Annotated in this window: 17 protein-coding genes; 12 read left to right on the forward strand and 5 right to left on the reverse strand. The window is 69.6% G+C overall.

Annotated elements, in window-relative coordinates:
• Positions 1-44: 44 nt before the first annotated feature.
• A complete protein-coding gene (locus ACIRG5_RS15480) occupies positions 45-851 on the reverse strand; it encodes a S1 family peptidase (RefSeq protein ID WP_402905107.1) in 807 nt (268 codons plus the stop codon).
• Positions 852-1,020: 169 nt separating this feature from the next.
• On the opposite strand from ACIRG5_RS15480, the gene ACIRG5_RS15485 reads away from it, so the two are divergent.
• The 7 genes from ACIRG5_RS15485 (at position 1,021) to ACIRG5_RS15515 (ending at position 9,791) form a co-directional block, all read left to right on the forward strand.
• Positions 1,021-1,395, forward strand: a complete 375-nt coding sequence (locus ACIRG5_RS15485) for an FKBP-type peptidyl-prolyl cis-trans isomerase (protein WP_402905109.1) — start codon at positions 1,021-1,023, stop codon at positions 1,393-1,395.
• Between the two features lie 211 nt (positions 1,396-1,606).
• The gene (locus ACIRG5_RS15490; RefSeq protein WP_360046790.1) at positions 1,607-2,137 is read left to right on the forward strand and encodes a YbaB/EbfC family nucleoid-associated protein; all 531 of its coding nucleotides are present in this window, start codon (positions 1,607-1,609) and stop codon (positions 2,135-2,137) included.
• Positions 2,138-2,172: 35 nt separating this feature from the next.
• Positions 2,173-2,481, forward strand: a complete 309-nt coding sequence (locus ACIRG5_RS15495) for a type VII secretion target (protein ID WP_402905112.1) — start codon at positions 2,173-2,175, stop codon at positions 2,479-2,481.
• Positions 2,481-7,025, forward strand: coding sequence for a hypothetical protein (locus ACIRG5_RS15500; protein ID WP_402905114.1), 4,545 nt, complete (start codon positions 2,481-2,483; stop codon positions 7,023-7,025). The genes ACIRG5_RS15495 and ACIRG5_RS15500 overlap by 1 nt, the downstream gene beginning before the upstream one ends.
• 7 nt (positions 7,026-7,032) lie before the next feature.
• A complete protein-coding gene (locus ACIRG5_RS15505) occupies positions 7,033-7,893 on the forward strand; it encodes an immunity 49 family protein (protein WP_402905116.1) in 861 nt (286 codons plus the stop codon).
• A gap of 21 nt (positions 7,894-7,914) precedes the next feature.
• Positions 7,915-8,760, forward strand: a complete 846-nt coding sequence (locus ACIRG5_RS15510) for an immunity 49 family protein (RefSeq protein WP_402905118.1) — start codon at positions 7,915-7,917, stop codon at positions 8,758-8,760.
• Positions 8,761-8,891: 131 nt separating this feature from the next.
• Positions 8,892-9,791: a hypothetical protein gene (locus ACIRG5_RS15515; protein ID WP_402905120.1), complete on the forward strand. Its 900-nt coding sequence runs from the start codon at positions 8,892-8,894 to the stop codon at positions 9,789-9,791.
• On the opposite strand, the gene ACIRG5_RS15520 is transcribed toward ACIRG5_RS15515, so the two are convergent.
• Positions 9,788-10,309 (reverse strand): hypothetical protein, encoded by a 522-nt coding sequence (locus ACIRG5_RS15520; protein WP_402905122.1) that lies wholly within the window; start codon positions 10,307-10,309, stop codon positions 9,788-9,790. The two genes, ACIRG5_RS15515 and ACIRG5_RS15520, sit on opposite strands and share 4 nt — an antisense overlap.
• A gap of 86 nt (positions 10,310-10,395) precedes the next feature.
• Between ACIRG5_RS15520 and ACIRG5_RS15525 the strand changes: the two genes are divergently transcribed.
• The gene (locus ACIRG5_RS15525; protein WP_402905124.1) at positions 10,396-10,908 is read left to right on the forward strand and encodes an HdeD family acid-resistance protein; all 513 of its coding nucleotides are present in this window, start codon (positions 10,396-10,398) and stop codon (positions 10,906-10,908) included.
• On the opposite strand, the gene ACIRG5_RS15530 is transcribed toward ACIRG5_RS15525, so the two are convergent.
• The gene (locus ACIRG5_RS15530) at positions 10,850-12,019 is read right to left on the reverse strand and encodes a glycosyltransferase 87 family protein (RefSeq protein ID WP_402905125.1); all 1,170 of its coding nucleotides are present in this window, start codon (positions 12,017-12,019) and stop codon (positions 10,850-10,852) included. The genes ACIRG5_RS15525 and ACIRG5_RS15530 overlap by 59 nt on opposite strands.
• Before the next feature lie 156 nt (positions 12,020-12,175).
• Here ACIRG5_RS15530 and ACIRG5_RS15535 point away from each other — a divergent pair, with 156 nt between their 5' ends.
• The 3 genes from ACIRG5_RS15535 to ACIRG5_RS15545 are packed head-to-tail and all read left to right on the forward strand — an operon-like array spanning position 12,176 to position 13,830.
• Complete coding sequence (locus ACIRG5_RS15535; protein WP_330273514.1) at positions 12,176-12,760, forward strand: DNA-binding protein; 585 nt, start codon at positions 12,176-12,178, stop codon at positions 12,758-12,760.
• A gap of 28 nt (positions 12,761-12,788) precedes the next feature.
• Entirely contained in the window at positions 12,789-13,445 is a 657-nt protein-coding gene (locus tag ACIRG5_RS15540) for an RES family NAD+ phosphorylase (RefSeq protein WP_402905128.1), read from the forward strand.
• 4 nt (positions 13,446-13,449) lie between these two features.
• Positions 13,450-13,830 (forward strand): hypothetical protein, encoded by a 381-nt coding sequence (locus ACIRG5_RS15545; RefSeq protein WP_402905130.1) that lies wholly within the window; start codon positions 13,450-13,452, stop codon positions 13,828-13,830.
• Here ACIRG5_RS15545 and ACIRG5_RS15550 read toward each other — a convergent pair.
• Positions 13,815-15,674 carry a S9 family peptidase gene (locus tag ACIRG5_RS15550; RefSeq protein ID WP_402905132.1) on the reverse strand — a complete coding sequence of 620 codons (1,860 nt, stop codon included), beginning with the start codon at positions 15,672-15,674 and terminating at the stop codon, positions 13,815-13,817. The two genes, ACIRG5_RS15545 and ACIRG5_RS15550, sit on opposite strands and share 16 nt — an antisense overlap.
• A gap of 89 nt (positions 15,675-15,763) precedes the next feature.
• On the opposite strand from ACIRG5_RS15550, the gene ACIRG5_RS15555 reads away from it, so the two are divergent.
• The gene (locus tag ACIRG5_RS15555; protein WP_402905133.1) at positions 15,764-16,966 is read left to right on the forward strand and encodes an amidohydrolase family protein; all 1,203 of its coding nucleotides are present in this window, start codon (positions 15,764-15,766) and stop codon (positions 16,964-16,966) included.
• Positions 16,967-17,041: 75 nt separating this feature from the next.
• Here the strand turns inward: ACIRG5_RS15555 and ACIRG5_RS15560 are convergent, their stop codons facing one another.
• Positions 17,042-18,046 carry a TerC family protein gene (locus tag ACIRG5_RS15560; protein WP_402905135.1) on the reverse strand — a complete coding sequence of 335 codons (1,005 nt, stop codon included), beginning with the start codon at positions 18,044-18,046 and terminating at the stop codon, positions 17,042-17,044.
• Positions 18,047-18,108: the final 62 nt, after the last annotated feature.

Consider the following 18,108-nt stretch of genomic DNA (forward strand, 5'->3'; position numbering starts at 1 on the left):
TAAGTGAGGCCGGAAAGGGTTGCCCCTTCCCGGCCTCACGTTTTTTACAGCTGTGCCTGGATCTGTGCCGCGTAGGTGGAGACGCGGGTGTAGACGCCGGGGTAACCGGCGGCCGCGCATCCCTCGCCCCACGACGTGATGCCGATCAGCTTGCCACCGGCCACGAGCGGGCCACCGGAGTCGCCCTGGCAGGTGTCGGTGCCGCCCTGGCTGTAGCCGGCGCACACCATGTGGGTGGCCTTGTAGTCGCCGCCGTACGAGCTGGTGCAACTGGAGCTGCTGGTCAGCGGCACGGTGGCCCGCAGCAGGTAACGCGAGGCCGAACCACCGGAGGACGTGGTGCCCCAGCCGAGGATCGTCGAGCTGGTGCCCGCGTTGTAGAGAGCGCTGTCCGCCGAGGTGGCGAACGGGATCGGGGTCTGCGACAGGTTGCGGTCGAGCGTGAGCACCGAGACGTCGTAGCCGAGGGTCACGTCGCGGTAGCTCGGGTGGATCCAGATCTTGGTGACACGGGCGACGGTGCCCGCGGTGGAGTTCTTGTCGTCGCGGCCCGCCACGACCCGGACCGCGGAAGCCGAGTCGCCCTCGGTGCAGTGCGCGGCGGTGACGACCTTGTTGGGAGCGACGAGAGTGCCGCCGCAGTACTGGAAACCACTGCTCGTGGCGAGGTAGACGACCCAGGGGTAGGTGGACGTGCTCGCGCGCGTGCCGCCGACGATCTGGGTGCCGAACTCGCCGTCGGCGGTCGGAGTCGGAGCTGCTTCGGCCACGCTGACGCAGGCCATGGACAGCGTTGCCGCCGCCAGTGCCGCGCCGAGCAGTGACCGGAGGCGGTGCAGGGTTGCCGCCATGATCATCTCCTTCTTCTGTTGTGTCCCCCGGCCGCGGGGCCGGTGGTCATTAAAGAAAGACATGAGGACTCCGGACCGGGTAGGGCTGGTCCGCGTAGGCCATTCGGCCGCGCCCGCCCTCGCGTGATTGGATCGAGCGCGAACAACCCCGTTCCGAGAGGAAGTTGTGATGGCCCCCACGAAGCCTGAGGTCGACCCGCACGACGGCCCGGCGCCCGCCGACCTGCTGATCGAGGACATCACCGTCGGCGACGGTGCGGAGGCCACGGCCGGTCAGTTCGTGTCCGTGCACTACGTCGGCGTGTCGCACTCGTCCGGCGAGCAGTTCGACGCGTCCTGGGACCGCGGCGAGGCGTTCCAGTTCCCGCTCGGTGGCGGCCGCGTCATCCAGGGCTGGGACCAGGGCGTCCAGGGCATGAAGGTCGGTGGCCGTCGCAAGCTGGTCATCCCGCCGCACCTGGGCTACGGCGCGCGCGGTGCCGGTGGCGTGATCAAGCCCAACGAGACGCTGATCTTCGTCGTCGACCTGCTGGATGTGAACTAGCACGTTGACTCAGGTAGGGCGAGTCGACGCGCTTTTCGTCGACTCGCCCTACCTGAGGCTTTGGCTTGTGTGATTAACACTGTGGCGTCCCACTGGTCCGATCAGTGGGACGCCGTTGGTCTGTACAGCCGATTTGACTCCAGGGTGGAACGAGATCGGATCCGGCTGCGTCATCCTTTGAGTCCGCCGCCGCTTTGGGAGGGAATCACCGGTGCCCGAGGACATCGCCGGGTCCGAGCAGATGCTCGCGAACTGGAACCAGAACATCCAGGAACGCGCCGCGCGCTATCAGGAGATGGCGACGCGCGTGCAGGGGATGACGATCTCCGAACGGTCGCAGGACGGTTCCATCGAGATCCTGGTCGGGTCCAACGGGATCCTGCAGAACCTCGTGATCAACGAGTCCGCCTCCGGCAAGCGCATGTCCGAGGTCAGCGGCGAGATCATGAAGCTGCTGCAGCGCGCGCAGTCCCGGATTCCCGAGCTGCTGCAGGAAGCCATGGCCGAGACGATCGGCACGCAGGACGAGACGGCCAACGTGCTGTTCAACGAGGCCAAGAAGAACTTCCCGGCGCCGCCGGCCGAAGAGCCGACGCGCACGCCGTACGACCGCAACGAGATCAACTTCCGGGTGGAGGACGAAGCACCGCCGCCACCCCGCCCGACCCAGCCGCCTCCCCCGCGCCGCCGGCCGCCGTCAGACGATGACGACGACTTCGGCGGGGAGTCCGTGCTCTCCTGATCTTTCTGTCCGCTGCTCGAACTTGAGGGGGTTCGATGACTTCCGGTGGTTTCAACGTCACCTCGGACGTGCTGGAAGCGCACGCCAAGGCCTTGGAGGACCTGCACGGGCGACTGCAGGGAGCAGTGGACGCGGCCAGCACCGTGTCGATGCCGACTGACGCGTACGGGATCATCTGCCAGCCGTTCCGGATGTTGCTCGATCCGGTCGAGCAGTGGGGCATGGACGCGCTGAAGGGCGCGGCGGAGGCCATGCAGGCCACCGGCAAGAAGGTCACCGAGACCGCGAAGCACTACCAAGAGGTCGAGGACCAGATCATCCGCACGCTGAAGGGTGGCGTCTGATGTCCTCACCGAACCCGTTGGTGGCGAAGGCCCCCGCCGAACCGTCCGGCTTCTTCAACGCCGGCACCGGTGACAACGGCTGGGCGACCGGCTTCTCCATCGCCGACTCGGCGGTGGACGCGTACAAGGGCATCTCCGAGGGCAGCTGGATCGAGGGCGGCCTCGGCGTCGTGGGTCTCGTGGCCGACGCCGCCTCGATGGCGATCGACCCGTTCGGCACGCTGCTGTCGTCCGCGGCGTCGTTCCTGATGGAACACATGCAGCCGTTGAAGGAGGCGCTGGACTGGCTGGCGGGCGACCCGCCGGTGATCCAGTCGTACTCGACGACGTGGGGCAACGTCTCGCAGGAACTCGGCAAGATCGCGGGCGACTACAAGGCGGCCGTCGACGGCACCGGTGAGTGGACCGGCAGCGCGGGCGACGCCTACCGCAAAGCCGCCGGCGAGCAACTGGACGCGTTGTCCGGCGCGGCCTCCGCCGCGGGGTCGGTCGGCACCGTCGTCGGCGTGATGGGCATGGTCGTCGGGTTCGTGCGCGAGATGGTGCGCGACCTGATCGCCGACCTGGTCGCGAAGCTGATCACGTGGGTGCTGGAGGCCGTGTTCACGCTGGGCTTCGGCACACCGGTGATCGTGGCGCAGGCCGTGACCGCGATCTCCAAGTGGGCCACCCGCATCGGTGAGCTGATCCAGAAGCTCATCAAGACCATCAAGAAGGTCTCGCCGCTGCTGGGCAAGCTGGTCGAGATCTTCACGAAGATCATGAAGGTCGTCGGCAAGCTGGTCGGCAAGGTGACCGGACTCGACGTGATCTCCACGAAGTCCATCAAGCCCGGCGGCCTTTTCCACAGCACCAACGCCCCGGACCTCTCCCCGTCCGGCACCCCTGGTTCGCCGTCGTCTCCCGGTGGGTCGCCCTCTTCACCGTCCTCTCCGGACAGTTCGCCGTCTTCACCTTCTTCGCCGGACAGTTCGCCGTCCTCGCCTTCTTCTCCGTCCTCTCCGGACAGTTCTCCTTCCTCTCCTTCGTCGTCCTCGCCTCCGGGATCGCCTTCTTCGCCGTCCTCGACGCCGGACGCGCCTTCGCGTGCCCCGGACACCTCGTCCCCGTCGTCCGCGCCGTCGCCTTCGCGCGCGCCGGACAGCTCGGCGCCCGACGCCCCGTCGCGGACCCCCGACAACTCCTCGCCCCCGTCGGCCCCGCGCACACCCGACAGCTCTCCCGGCTCTCCGGGTTCGCCTTCCGCACCGGCTGCCCCGAGCGCCCCGCACACGTCGTCGACCCCGGACGCACCGGCGCCGACCCGCAACACGGGCCAGACCGTCCAGTCCTCGGTGGCACCGCCGGAGGCACCTCTCCGTCCGGACGCCCCGCAGGCCCCCACCCGCACCCCGGACACCTCCCTGTCGTCGACGCCGACCCAGTCCGGCCCGATGGGCGGCGGCACTCCTGCCGCGGGCGGCGGCGCACCGTCGTCCCCGGCGGCAGGCCGTCCGCCAACGGGTCCCGGCCAGGGCTGGACCGGCGCCCCCGGCAGCCGAGGCGACCTGGGCTCCGGCGCCCCCGCGCCGCGCTCTCCCGACATGTCGACGTCGGCCTCCCGAGCGGACGCCCCGGCACGCCCGGCCTCGATGCCGAGCGCACCGTCGGCCCCGTCGATGCCGTCCTCTCCTTCGGCCCCCTCGATGCCTTCCGCGCCGTCAGGCGGAATGCCTTCGGGCGGCGGCGTGCCACACGCCCCCTCGGCCGGCGCCCCGCACAGCCCGTCGACCGGCGGCCCCTCGGCCGGCTCCCCGAACGCGGCACGTCCCGACGCGACTCCCCCGAGCCGCGCCACCTCACCTTCGGCAGCCGCACCACACGCCCCGTCGGCACCGTCCAGTCCGAACATGCCACCGGCCCACAGCCCGTCAGCGGGAGCACCACACGCTCCCGGAGCAGGCGCCCCGCACTCCCCCTCCGGACCGAACGCCCCTCGCGGCGACGCCCCGATGCGCCCGCAGTCGTCCGCACCGACGGCTCCGAACGCACCTTCGGCCCGCACGGACGCCCCGAACGCACCGTCGTCACGCCCGGACGCTCCCCAGGGCCGCCCCAACACGGGCCCGTCCGGCCCGCATGGCGGACCGTCGCGTCCCGACGCGCCCCACGCCCCGTCGCGCCCTGACGGACCGCACGGCAACACGACGCCGTCGTCACGCCCAGACGCACCGCACAACGGCCCGTCCGCACCAACGCGTCCGGCCGCACCGAACGCGCCACACAGCCCAAACGCGCCGCATGCGCCCAACGCGCCGCACAGTCCGAACGCACCGCACGGCGGCCCCAACGCGCCGCACTCACCTAACGGACCGCACGCGGCCAACACGCCCCACGCGCCTAACGCACCGCACGGCCCGAACGCCCCTCACGGGCCCAACGCGCCCCACGGGGGCCCCAACGCACCGCACGGGCCCAACGCACCGCACGGCGGCCCGAACTCGCCGTCCCGGCCGGACGTACCCCACGGCGGTCCGTCACGTCCCGACGCCCCTCACCGCCCCGACGCGCCGCACCGGCCTGACAGCCCGTCCCGCCCGGACGGCAGCGGCCCCGGCAACCGTCCCGACGGCTCGCGTCCCGACGGCTCGCGTCCCGACGGCTCCCGCCCGCACACCCCCGACGGCCCCCGCCACCGCGGCACCGACACGGCCGACGCGCCCCACCGCGCCCCGGACAGCACCCACCCGGAAGCCGCAACCCCGCACCGTCCCGACGCCGACGCACCCCGCCGCCCGGACACCGACGCCCCACACCGCCCCGACGCGGACGCGCCGCACCACGGCCCGGACGGCGACAGGCCGCACGACAACACCCCGGACAAACCGCACGACGGCGACCCCGACAGCCCGAACCACCACGACCAGGACGCCCCGCCCGCGGACCGCCCCTCCCCCGAGGAGGCGCACCAGCGGCACGCCGAGACCACCCCGTCCGGTGTCTCGCACCACGGCGGCGACCCGGACATGGGCGACCTGCCGCACCGCGTCCCGAACGACCCGCGCTACTTCACCGCGGACGTCCACGTCACCCCGGACGGCAGGGCTCGCATCGGCGGCCACGACTACACGCCGAAGGAGTACGCGGACATGCTCCGCCGCTCCGGCTACGACGGCAGCAAGCCGGTCCGGCTGATCGGCTGCGACGCCGCCAGCAACGACTTCGCCAAGCAGCTCTCGAAGCACCTCGACGCGCCCGTGCTGGCCCCCACCAAGCCGGCCTGGACCGACGCCAACGGCCGCGTCTTCACGAGCGACCCCGAGATCCGTCCCGACGGCACCCGCCAGCCGAAGATCCCGCCGAACGGCGAGTGGGAGACCCACCACCCGGACGGGTCGAGCACGAAGACCGGCGACGACGGCTTCGCGCCCGGCACGCACGACAAGGACAAGGACCTCGACCCGACCGACGCCAGGGACCGCGGCGACGACGGCAACGGCAAGCGCCACATCGATCCCGAGCCCGTGGAGATCGAGACGCGCAACCCCAAGGCGTCGATGGAGGAGAAGGTCAACGACCCGGACTACCGGAAGAAGTACTACCTCGACGATGACTCCCAGGGACGTACCCCGCGCAAGGACCAGAACGTCGTCGACGCCAACGGCGATCCGGTGCCGCCCGTGCGCAAGCAGGGCGACGAGTACGTGCTGTCCGAGGACCAGACGCCGATCCCGCCGGACTTCCACAAGGACAAGGTGGACAGCTCCCGCGGTGACGACGTCGACCCGGAGCTGAGGCGCGAGAACCAGGACCTCGTCGACGAACGCCGGCAGGAGAACCAGAACCAGAAGGACGCCGAGACCAGCTCTCCCGAGGAGAAGGCGGCCCAGGCGCGTCTCACCAAGATCGGCGAGGAGCTCGGCGACCGGGCGGGCATGCACTCGACGCCCGAGATCTACCCCGGTCCGCCGCCGCCCTCCCGGATCGACCCCGGCCTGCCCGGCAGCGGCCGGTTCGACCAGGTGTGGGAGACCGGCGACGGCAGGCTCGTCGTCGTCGAGGCGAAGGGGCCGAGCGCCGGCCTGAACAACGCGCTCAACGGCGACAACGTCCTCGTCAAGCAGGGTCACGACACGTACTTCGAGAAGATCGCCGAGGAGATGCGCGACCGCGAGCTCACTCCCAAGGCGGAGAAGAAGATGCGTGCGGAGCTCGAGGGCCAAGGCATGAGCAAGACCGACGTGGACAAGGCCGTCAACGACCTCAAGGCCGCCTACCAGCGGGAGAACGTGCTCGGCGAGCGTCTGCTGACGGCCAGCCGGGACCCGAACCACCCCGGTGTCGAGTACGTTGTGACGCAGGCCAAGGTCAAGGAGATGAGCCTCGACGACTACCTCCAGAAGCACCACGCGGAGGACGTCAAGGACCTGACGCCGGACGAGCTCGCCGCGTACAAGGCGGAGCACGGCTACAACGACAAGTACCCAGGCGGACGCGTGGACGTCTACGACGGTTACGAGACGAAGCACTTCAAGATGAAGTGGCAGACGGAAACCGAGGAGTGAGCCCCAGGTGGTCGAGGTCAGCCGACACGAGGTCGATCCGGACTGGTCCGCCAAGCAGCTGCAGAAGATCGAGCGGCGGATCGAGGAGACGATCGACTCCCTCCCGAACGTCCGCACGATCGCGCTGAGCGGGTTGATGAGGGACGCGCTCAGCCACCTCGGCCACCGGTGCGCGGTCGACCCGCTGGGCAGCAACGGCGACACCTGGGACAGCCTCTGCTTCGCCGCCGAGGTCGGCGCCGCGATCTACGCCGTGGCCACGGCCGAAGAGGGCACGCCGGTCGAGATCACCCTGCGGGGCAAGCAGATCCCGGTCACCGCGACGGGCCCCGTGTACTTCGCGTCCGGCGGTACCTGGCTCACCACGAACTACCTGGCGGCCATCGCCAGGGACGTCGCGAAGACGGAGCAGCTCAGCGCGGTGCCTCTGGAGGTGCTGCACGCCTCCGGAAGCGAGGAGCCCGACTACGTCTTCCTCATGGTCGACATGTTCCAGAAGTTCAACCTCCAGCAACCGGGCGTGCACGAGGCGCTGAACGCGGCGCTGAAGGCCACCGCACCGGACGAGATCGACCCGGTGCACCGCGAGCACGTGCGCGTCGTCGCCTTCCCGCAGCTGAACATGTTCCACAACATCATCAACGCCGGCCGCGAGGAACAGTTCAACCAGGCTCTCGCGGAAGCGCTGGAGTTGTTCAGGGAACTCTGGTCGACGGAGGAGAACGAGGAGTCCCCGAACGGGTACGTCGCCATCGGCCCCCTCGGGCTGGCTAGCATCGCGCACGACGCGGGCATCCCGATCGAGGTGACGTCGGAGTACCTGCCGCCGTACCTCTACAACGGCTCCTGGACGCGCGAAGGCCTCTGACAGGTCCCTCGAGCGAACGCGATGCACGAAATCCCCAGGCACGAGATCAGCGAGGAATTCGCCCGCGGTCAGGTGGACACGCTCCAGCGCTTGATCGAGTCGGCGCTGGAGGACGTCGAGTCGGACCCGGACGCGCTGAGCGCCGCACGCAGGCGCGCGCTGATGCGCTTCGAGCACCTCGCCGCGCTCGACCCCGCCGCGGGCGAGGAAGAGACGTGGCAGGCGGTCGTGTTCGCGTCCCAGACGGCGAACGCGGTCTTCGCCCGCACCTCCAAGTCGGAGGACTTCGTCCCCTACCGGCTGGGCGACCGGGAGTACCGGCTGCCGGTGCTCGGCCCGAACCACCACGCCACCCCGGTCGACTGGCTGACCGCCGCCTGGCTCGCCATCATCACCCGCAGCGAGCAGCGCATCGCCGAGCTGTGCGAGGTCGGCGAGTACACGTTGCTCGGCAGCGGCGCGAAGGTCGAGGAGTACGTCCTCCCCTGGGTGGACACGATGCAGCGCTACCTCCGCGGCGACCAGGTTCCCCCCGCGCTGCTCGAGTCCGTGATCGACCTGACCGATCCAGGCCGGGCGAAGTTCGCCTCCAGCGACTTCATGCTGCTCGTCGCGTACCCGCCGGTGAACGTCCTGTTCCGCGTCCTGCGCGGCGGGCAGGAGGACTTCACCGACGCACTGGTGCAGGCGACCACGGCGCACCGCGACCACTGGCGTCAGGCCGGCGTCGCGGACGACCCCGACGGGTTCGTCGCGCTCGCCGTGCTCGCCATGGCGATCCGCGGCAGGGACAACGGGTTCCTGGTCGAGGTCGAGTCCGGTTACCTGCCGGAGAACCTGCTGAGCGGTACCTGGCCGAACCGCTGACCGGTCGGAACCGCGGGGCCGGACACCCACTCAGAGTGGTGTGAACGGCGTGGGGTGCACGACCGGCCCGCGCGCGTCACGGCAGCCCGATAAGATCAGCGGGCTTTCACGGGGAGAGGGGCGAGGACCACATGAGCCAGCCGGCTACACCGCTGAGCGAGCAGGACCAGCAGCAGCTGGTGCGGCAGATCGGCCGTGCCATGCTGCCTGCCGTACCGCAGGGCTGGCAGCGCATCCGGGCCGAGTACCGGGCGGCAGGCCGGCACATCGAGGTCGACCTGGCGTTCGCGGGGCCCGATGGCCAGCTGCGACCGGTGCGGCCACCGATGGACGTCGTGCAGATGTTCGGGCATCTACGCGGGGGCATGTACCACCCCGAGCGCGGCACGTGGCTGAGCGCGACGTACGAGATCGAGGCGCCGGCGGCGTTCACGGTGGACTTCAACGCCGAGGACGAGCCGCGCTGGCGGAACGCGCCGCCGCCCATCGGGTTCCGCGACGAGCTGCAGACGTTCCCGCGGCCGGACCGGATGATCCCGGACTGGTGGCGTCAGCGCGTCGGCCTGCCGCCGCTGCCCGCGCCCGAGCCGGAGCCCCAGCAGCCGCAACAGGAGTACCAGGTGCCGGCCGCGCAGCCGGCGCAGCCGCAGGCCGGTTCGGACGAGCTGCGCACGGCACGCGTGTACGACGGCAAGAACGACGACGGCCGCATCATCGTGAACCGTCAGCCGGTCGACCCGCAGCTGCTCGACGGGCTGCTCACCTACCTCGAGTCGGCGCCGGTCGTGCTGGCCGCGCGCAGCTACGACCTCGACGAGTTCTCGCAGAGCGGTGAGCAGGACGTGCCGCTGAACTTCCGCACCGACGGCACCTGGATCTGGGCCGGCGCCGTGCCGCACTACCTGCGCAAGTACGGCCTGCCGCCGGAGCCCGAGCTGGTGGCGCACGCGGCGGCGCGCGGCTTCCAGGTCGCCGAGGTGAACGAGCAGACGCAGGACCGGGCCGTCACGATCATCACGGGCCAGGGTTAGTCGAGGGTTTTCAGGTACGCCTCTCCCCGCGGGGAGAGGCGATACCCCACCCGGAGCGACTCGGTCAGCCCCTTGGCCTTGAGCTTGCGGACGTCCGCCTTGAACGGCAGCTTCTCGCGACCGAGCGAGGCGGCCAGGTCCGCGGCCCGCACGCCGGGGTTCGCCGCGATCAGCCGCAGCAGCGCCAAGGCCTCCTCCTTCAGCTCCACTCCGTCCACATCGGACGACGAACGCAGCTCGATGCGCGGATCGTCGCCAGCGAAACGCAGACGGATCCGGTAGAGCGAGCCCTCTCGTCCGTCCACAGAGGACTTCAGCGCGGCGACGGAGGGGAATCCGGCCGCCACCGCCTCCGCACGGGTCACCCGCGACACGACCTCGATCTCGTCGATCGAGAGGACGCCCAGCGACGTTCGCAACCTCCCGCCGGCGCGCACGGTCGGCCGTTTCCACCGCCGGAACTGCAACGTGATCTCGCCGGATCGGATGCGTTCCCAGTCAGCCACTCGGATCAGCACCGGACGAGGGTCTCAGGTTGCCGACCCCAGCAACAGCCGAGACGATCCTGAACATGCAACGGTGGTGGCTTTTCACGGTGCGTGGGGTGTTCGCGGTCCTGTTCGGCCTGGCCGCTCTTCTCTGGCCGGGCCTCACCCTGCTGGCGCTGATCATCCTGTGGGGCGCCTACGCGCTCTTCGACGGCGCGATGATGCTGTACCTGACGCTGACCCACAAGGAGTGGCCCGCGCGTTGGGCGCTCGGCCTCATCGGCGTGCTCGGCCTGGTCACAGGCTTGATCGCGTTGTTCTGGCCGGGCATCACGGCGACCGCGCTGCTGCTCCTCATCGCGGTGTGGGCGCTTGTCACGGGCGTGCTGCAGATCGTCGACGCCATCCGCCTGCGCAAGGTGATGACGAACGAGTGGTTCTACGTCGTCACCGGGGCGCTCACGGTGCTGCTGGGCATCATCCTGATCGTGAACCCGGCCGCGGGCGCGCTCGCGTTCGTGATCACCATCGGCGTCTTCGCGATCCTGTGGGGCGTGGTGCTGGTGCTGTTCAGCCTGCGGTTGAAGCGGCTCGACGGCGGTCTCGCACGACCCGCACCGCGAGTGTGACCAGCACGGCGACCCCGACGAGCACGTAGAGGTTGCCGATCACCTGCTGCCACCACGCCCAGTTCCGCTCGACGTCGTTGTCGCGCGGGAACAGCCAGTGCGGCCCGATCGCGAACACCGCCACGATCGCCCACGACGCCCACTGACGGCGCAACTCCGGCCGTGAGAGCAGCACGAGCGCGGGCGCGATCCACACCCAGTGGTGCCCCCACGACACGGGCGAGATCAGCAGGCCGCCGATCGCCACGACGAAGAACGCCTCGACGTCCCCGAGCTGCGAGGCCAGCCACCACACCGCCGCCACGACGACCAGCGCCAGCACGAGCCACACGCCGACCTGGGCACCGTTCTCCAGGCCGAAGCGGGCGAGGGTGCCGCGGATGGCCTGGTTCGACGCGTAGGTGAGGCGCCCGACGCGCCCCGGATCGAGCAGCGCGTGCGTCCAGTACTCCTTCGCGTCGCCGAACGAGACGAGGAACCCCAGCACCACGAAGAAGAAGAACGAGCCGATGGACACGAACACGGGCTTCCACTGCCGTCGTGCCACGAAGAACAACGCGAAGAACGCCGGCGTCAGCTTGATCGCGGCCGCGAGCCCGATCAGCGCGCCCCGAGGCCACCAGCGGGTGCGTTCCAGCAGGCAGTCGGCCATCACCAGCAGGCCCAGCAGCAGGTTGATCTGGCCGAACCACAACGTCTCGCGCAACGGGTCGAAGATCGACGACACCGCCGCCGCGCCCAGTCCCCACTTCACCGCGTCCGGCCCCCAGCCGAGCACGCGGCCCGCCGCGATCAGGCACAGCCCCGTGAGCATCGCGAGGTTCGCCGCCGCCACCGCGAAGATCGCGACCCCGAGCGGCACGAGCGCCAGCAGGCTGAACAGCACGGCGGCGATCGGCGGGTAGGTGAAGGGCAGGTCGGGACCGCCGAGGGGTTTCGCGAAGCCCTCGACGTAGAGCGGGATGTCCTTGAGGAACGCCGCGCCACCGTTGCGGTAGACGCGCAGATCGAGCGACCACCCCGGTGGCCGGAGCATGACGTAGGTGATCGTGGCGACCATGACGGCGGCCCACGCCACCACGACCCGCTTGGCGGTGCGGTCGAGCTGCATCCGGGAATGGTATCGATGTGCCAGATGAGGCCCACGTCACCGGTCCGGACCGGGAATTCTCACGTAGCGTCGTCGCGTGAGCGCGCAACGTCGATCGTTCCTGCTTAGACCGTTCGTAGGGCGCACAGATGCGCACGCACGGGCTATTCTGTGCGCATGAGTCCTGCCCTGGAGACGGTGCTGGCCAAGGCCGGCCTGCAGGTGAGTCCCGACGAGTTCCTGGCCCTCGTGACCGACGCGGCACGAAGGCTCGCCCCGCCACACCCGGAACCGGCGACGTACTTCACGCCGGACCAGCAGGCGGCGCTGACCGACGTGGGCCTGGACCTCTCGCCGGCGGGCCCGTCCGACGCGAAGCCACGCACCCGCACGGTCGTGGCCCACGCGGTGCTGCGCGACTCGGCGCTGACCGTGAACGACGCCGCGCGCCAGCTCCAGGTCGACACCAGCCGCATCCGGCACCGCCTGGGCGTCGGCAGGCTCGTGGGCTGGAAGGACAGGGGCAGCTGGCGCCTGCCCGCCTGGCAGTTCGCGGGCACCGGCGTGCTCCCGGGCCTCGAAACCGTGCTGGCGGAGATCCCGTCGGACCAACCGGCGCTCGTCGTCGCCGCGTTCATGACCACCCGCCAGGAGGACCTGCCCGTAGACGGCAAGCCCGCGACCCCGCGCGAATGGCTCCTCGCAGGAGGAGACCCCCGCCGCGTCGCCACTCTGGCCTCCACGCTCGGCACACCTGCCTGAGCGTTCCCGAACACCCGACAGGACCCGAATGTCACGGCTTCCGCAGCCGCCTGCCCCTGCCGTGCTCCAGGCACACCTGCGCCGCACCGAGGACGTGGTGGCGGTGCACCGGGCGACCCGCCTGGTGCGCGTGTTCACGGCGAAGGGCTCCCACCCGCAGCGCTGGAACACGTTCCGCTACACCGGCCCGCTCCCCCACGCACGCTTCGACGCACAACAACCGGCCGACGACGGCGGCCCGGTCCAGGACCACGAGAACGGCGTCCTCTACTTCGGCCTGTCCGTGCGCACGTCGATCGCCGAGGTCTTCCAGGCCACGTCGATCGTGGACCGCCGCACCCGCTCGCCGTTCCTGGTCGTCCTCCGGCCCCGCCGCACGTTGAGGCTGCTGGACCTGGGCGGGTTGTGGCCGACGCGCGTCGGGGCCTCGCAGGAGATCTCGACCGGGCCGAAGATCGTGACCCAGGCGTGGTCGCGGGCGATCCGGGCGGCTTATCCGGAGCTGGACGGGCTTTGGTACCGGTCGTCGATGGACTCCGGCGACCCTGCGATCTGCCTGTGGGACCCGCCTGGGGCTTCCGGGCTGCCCGCGGCGCCGGACGTGTTGCTGCCGTTGGACCATCCGGGTCTCGATCTGCCGTTGGCGCGCGTGTGCGAGGAACTCAACTACACGTTGCTGGGGTGACCAGGTGGAGCCACGCGAACCGATGAGCGCGCGGATGCCGGCGAGCGCGACCAAGGCGCACCGGCTCGAAGCGTGGACCATCCAGGGCGACCTGCTCGGCTCGTGGGAGCGCAGCGAAGCCTCCACGATCCTCACGCTCGTCGCGAGCCTTCCGACGGGCGACCCGATGCGGTGCTTCAGTCCCGCCTACGCGATCTGGGCGCACGCCGCCGACGGCGCCGTGCTGTTCGACCTGGAGTTCTGCTTCGGGTGTTTCTGGGTAGGCGTGCGGGAGACGGACGAACACCAAGAACTCGTGGCGTTCGACGCCGACTCCCTGCCCGCCCAGGAACTTCTTTCCCGGTTCATGGAGCTCGCGGCCGGGACTGGTCAGGCCTTGAGGTAGCGGCCCCACCACTCCAGAACCGCGTCGAATCGCTGCCTGCGGTGCCGCGGCTGCCCGGTCCGGGTCAGCTCGTGCCCCTCACCGGGGAAGATCAGCATCTCCGCCTCGACGCCACGCCGCTTCAACGCCACGAACATGCGCTGCGCCTGCTCCAGCGGGCAACGCCAGTCCTGTTCGGAGTGGACGACGGCGAACGGCAGGTTGATCTTCTCGGCGTAGGTCAGCGGCGACATCGCGCGCTGTGCCTCGGGATCGGTGCCGCAGTAGGCGTCGGCGAAGAAGTAGCCGATGTCCGAGGAGCCCGAGAACGAGTCCCAGGCGTTGACGGCGCGTTCGCTCCAGGCCGCCTTGAAGCGTTCGCCGTGGTGAGCGGACAGCCACGACGTCATGAAACCGCCGTAGGAGCCGCCCATCACGCCGACGCGGTCGGCGTCGGTGTCGTCACGGGCGAGCGCGACGTCCAAAAGGGACAGGACGTCGTCCACGTCGACGGAGCCGAACTTGCCGATCACCGCCTGGCCGTGGGCCTGGCCGTAACCCGCGGAACCGCGCGGGTTCGGCAGCACGACGGCGTACCCGGCGGTGGCGTAGACCTGGGCCTCGTCGAAGAAACCCCAGCTGTGGTACATGAACGGGCCGCCGTGCACCGCCATGACGACCGGGTGCGGGCCGTCGCCGTCGGGCAGCACCAGCCAGCCGTGCACCGGGTAGCCGTCGGAGGCAGTGCCTTCCAGTTCGACCACGCGGCGTGCTTCGACCGACGAGAACGCCGTGCGCACACCGGTTCCGACGAACTCGACCTGACCAGGGCTGTCCGGAGTGGACACGACGGCGACCACAGTGGACCCGTCCGTCGCGAACGACCGGACTGCGGCCGACGAACCCGTCAGCACCTCGCCGGATCCGCCGTCGAACGGGATCCGCTGCAGCTCCAACGCGCCGCGGTTGCGCACGACGAGCAGCACACCGGAGGCGTCGGCCACGGGCGGACCGGAAAGTCGTTCCACGTCAACGGTTTCGACGTCGGTGAGCCGGACGGGCGAGGACCCGTCGAGCGACGCCTTCCACAGACCGTGGTTGCGCGCGACGGCGTCGATGCCGGAGAACTCGGTGCCCAGCCAGTACAACGAGCCGTTGGCGACGAACGGCATCGAGGCCTCGCCGGCAGCGCGCACCAGCAACGAGGCCGAGCCGCCGGCAGCGGGAACGGTGTACAGGTCGGAGTGCAACGTCTCGGACACGCCGAGGTCGCGCGGCGCCACGAACACGAGCGTCGAGTCGTCGATCCACGCCGGGTCGGAGACGTCGAACGAGCCGTCGGTCGCCTCGGAAACCGTGCCGTCGAGGGAGACCACGTGCAGGCGCGGGCGGCGGTCGGCGAGGAAGCCGACGTCGTCCACCCGGTAGTCCAGGCGCGTGATGCGGCGCGGAGCCTCGGCCTCGGGGCCGTCGTCGGTCGTGCCGTAGCGGCCTTCTTCCGGCACGCGGGCGACGAAGACGAGCCGCGACGAGTCCGGCGACCACACCGGGGCACCGGCGCCGAGCGGCAGATCGGTGAGCCTGCGGGGCTCGCCGCCGTCCACCGGAACGACGTAGAGCTGCGGCTTCGACTTTCCGCTGACGCGCAGGAACGCGACGAGTCGGCCGTCGGGAGAAATGCGCTGCGCATTGTCGCGATCACCGTGCGTCCACGGTGTTGTCGTGCCATCCGGGAACACCCGGTGCAGACCGCCCCGATAGGCGTTCTTGTCGAGGTCGGGCGTGGTGATGCTGACCAGCACCAGGTCTCCGGACACGGCGACGGTGCCGGGCGTGGTGAGCAGCTGCAGGTCTTCTGGGCGCACGGCCAGGACGTTAACAGAACTTGTTAGCAAGGCTCAGAGTTATTTGTTGACCGATCACAAAAATTGACTCAGCGCATAGATTCCCGCGTATGACGCGCATCGTGTTCTCTGGGGGCAGGGTCTTCACCGGACGGACGACCGAGCCCGGCGACGTGGTCGTCGAGGGCGACCGCATCGTCGACGTGGGCATCGGACTCGACGGTGACACCTTGGTCGACGCGACCGGCCACACGATCCTGCCGGGACTGTTCGACTGCCACGTGCACTTCATGTTCAGCGGCGCCGACCTCGTGCGGTCGCTGAACACGCCGTTCTCGCTGCCGTTCTACGAGGCGATCGGCAACATGAAAGCGACGCTGCAGTGCGGCATCACAACGGTCCGCGACGCGCTCGGCGCCGACCTCGGTGTCGCGGAGGCGGTGCGGCGCGGCCTGATCCAGGGCCCGCGCATGCAGATCGCGGTCAACATGGTCTCGCAGACCGGCGGCCACAACGACGACTGGATGCAGTGCGGCGCGCACATCTCGCCGCCGCTGCACCCCGGCCTGCCGGACACCGTCGCCGACGGCCCGGAGGAACTGCGCAAGGTCATCCGCACGCTGGTCCGCCACGGCGCCGACATCATCAAGATCGCGTCCAGCGGCGGCGTGATGTCACCGCGCAGCAACCCTCGCCACGCGCACTTCCGCGACGAGGAGATCGCGATGATCGTGCAGGAGGCCAACGCCGCGGGCATCGCGGTCATGTCGCACGCGATGAGCGGCGACGGCATCCTCACGGCCGTGCGCAACGGCGTGCGCTCCATCGAGCACGGCGTGTTCCTCACCGACGAGGGCGTCGAAGAGATGATCAAAAACGGCACGTGGCTCGTGCCGACGCTGATGGCCCCGCGCATGGTGCTCGACCAGGCCGCGGCCGGCATGGCGATCTCGGACGTCATCCTGGACAAGGCCAATGCCGTTGTCTCGCAGCACTTCCAGGCGTTCCAGAAGGCGCACCAGGCAGGCGTGAAGATCGCGATGGGCACCGACTCCGGCGTCGGCCCGCACGGCGACAACCTCAACGAGCTCACGCTGATGGTCGAGTACGGCATGTCCCCGGCGGAAGCGCTCTACGCGACCACCACCTCCGCCGCCGCGCTGATGCGCCTCGGAAACGAACTCGGCGAACTCGCCCCTGGCAAGCTCGCCGATCTCGTTCTCGTGGAGGGGGACGCCGAGCAGCACGTGAAGGCCGGAACGCTGAAGCAGGCCGTCCGCGCCGTCTACCAGAACGGCGTCTCCGTCAGCTGAGATCCACGACAACACGCGAAAACAGAAGCGGCACGCGCCCAGTGGGCACGTGCCGCTTCCGTACCAGCGCTGAGATCAGTGACCGGCGTCGGCGCCGACGTGCTTCGCGGCCTCCGGGTCGCGCCGCACCTTGAGGAGGCTGGCGATGGTCGTGATCGCCAGCACGCCGATGATCACCGACAGCGAGACCTCGATGCCGATCGTCGGCACGTGGAACGGCTCGCCGCCGTTGAGGAACGGCAGGTTGTTGGTGTGCAGGGCTTCCAGGATCAGCTTGACGCCGATGAAGCCGAGGATGACCGACAGGCCGATCGACAGGTAGACGAGCTTCGCAAGCAGGCCGCCGAGCAGGAAGTACAGCTGGCGCAGGCCCATCAACGCGAACGCGTTGGCCGTGAACACCAGGAACGGCTCCTTGGTGAGACCGAAGATCGCGGGGATCGAGTCGAGCGCGAAGAGCAGGTCGGTGGAGCCGATCGCGACCATCACGATGAACATCGGGGTCACGTAGCGCTTGCCGTCGATCTTGATGAACGAGTTCGAGCCGTGGAAGTCGTCGGTCACCGGGAAAACCTTGCGCACCATGCGGAGCATGAGGTTTTCCTTGTACTCCTCTTCCTCGTCGTGGTTCTCCCGCGCCAGCTGCCAGCCGGTGTAGATGAGGAACGCGCCGAAGATGAAGAAGACCCAGCTGAACTGGCTGATGAGCGCCGCGCCGGCCGCGATGAAGATGCCGCGCATGACGAGCGCGAGCAGGATGCCGATCAGCAGCACCTTGTGCTGGTGGATCGCGGGCACCTTGAACGTCGTCATGATGATCAAGAAGATGAAGAGGTTGTCGACGCTCAGGGAGTACTCGGTGATGTACCCGGCGAAGAACTCCGTGGCGTACTGACCACCCGAGAAGTACCAGATCCCGAGGCCGAAGAGCGCGGCCATCGCTACGTAGAAGACCACCCAGCGGGCTGCTTCACCGATCGTCACCTCATGGGGTTTCCGATCGACGATCACCAGGTCCACGGCGAGCAGAACGAGCAGACCACCGATCGTCGCGAGCCACATCCATGCGGGGACGTTCACAACCCAACCTCCGGGATTCTCAGCGCATGCCAGATAAACCCGGAGGTCTCCTCCGCCGCCGA

The sequence above is a fragment of the Lentzea sp. NPDC102401 genome (genome assembly GCF_044765805.1).
GTDB lineage: Bacteria > Actinomycetota > Actinomycetes > Mycobacteriales > Pseudonocardiaceae > Lentzea > Lentzea sokolovensis.

Bases quoted from the DNA above. Each gene is read 5' to 3' on its own strand.
- ACIRG5_RS15515 (WP_402905120.1), top strand. From the start codon at position 8,892: ATGAGCCAGCCGGCTACACCGCTGAGCGAGCAGGACCAGCAGCAGCTG.
- ACIRG5_RS15535 (WP_330273514.1), top strand. From the start codon at position 12,176: ATGAGTCCTGCCCTGGAGACGGTGCTGGCCAAGGCCGGCCTGCAGGTG.
- ACIRG5_RS15510 (WP_402905118.1), top strand. From the start codon at position 7,915: ATGCACGAAATCCCCAGGCACGAGATCAGCGAGGAATTCGCCCGCGGT.
- ACIRG5_RS15495 (WP_402905112.1), top strand. From the start codon at position 2,173: ATGACTTCCGGTGGTTTCAACGTCACCTCGGACGTGCTGGAAGCGCAC.
- ACIRG5_RS15500 (WP_402905114.1), top strand. From the start codon at position 2,481: ATGTCCTCACCGAACCCGTTGGTGGCGAAGGCCCCCGCCGAACCGTCC.
- ACIRG5_RS15485 (WP_402905109.1), top strand. From the start codon at position 1,021: ATGGCCCCCACGAAGCCTGAGGTCGACCCGCACGACGGCCCGGCGCCC.
- ACIRG5_RS15530 (WP_402905125.1), bottom strand. From the start codon at position 12,019: ATGCAGCTCGACCGCACCGCCAAGCGGGTCGTGGTGGCGTGGGCCGCC.
- ACIRG5_RS15540 (WP_402905128.1), top strand. From the start codon at position 12,789: ATGTCACGGCTTCCGCAGCCGCCTGCCCCTGCCGTGCTCCAGGCACAC.
- ACIRG5_RS15480 (WP_402905107.1), bottom strand. From the start codon at position 851: ATGGCGGCAACCCTGCACCGCCTCCGGTCACTGCTCGGCGCGGCACTG.
- ACIRG5_RS15555 (WP_402905133.1), top strand. From the start codon at position 15,764: ATGACGCGCATCGTGTTCTCTGGGGGCAGGGTCTTCACCGGACGGACG.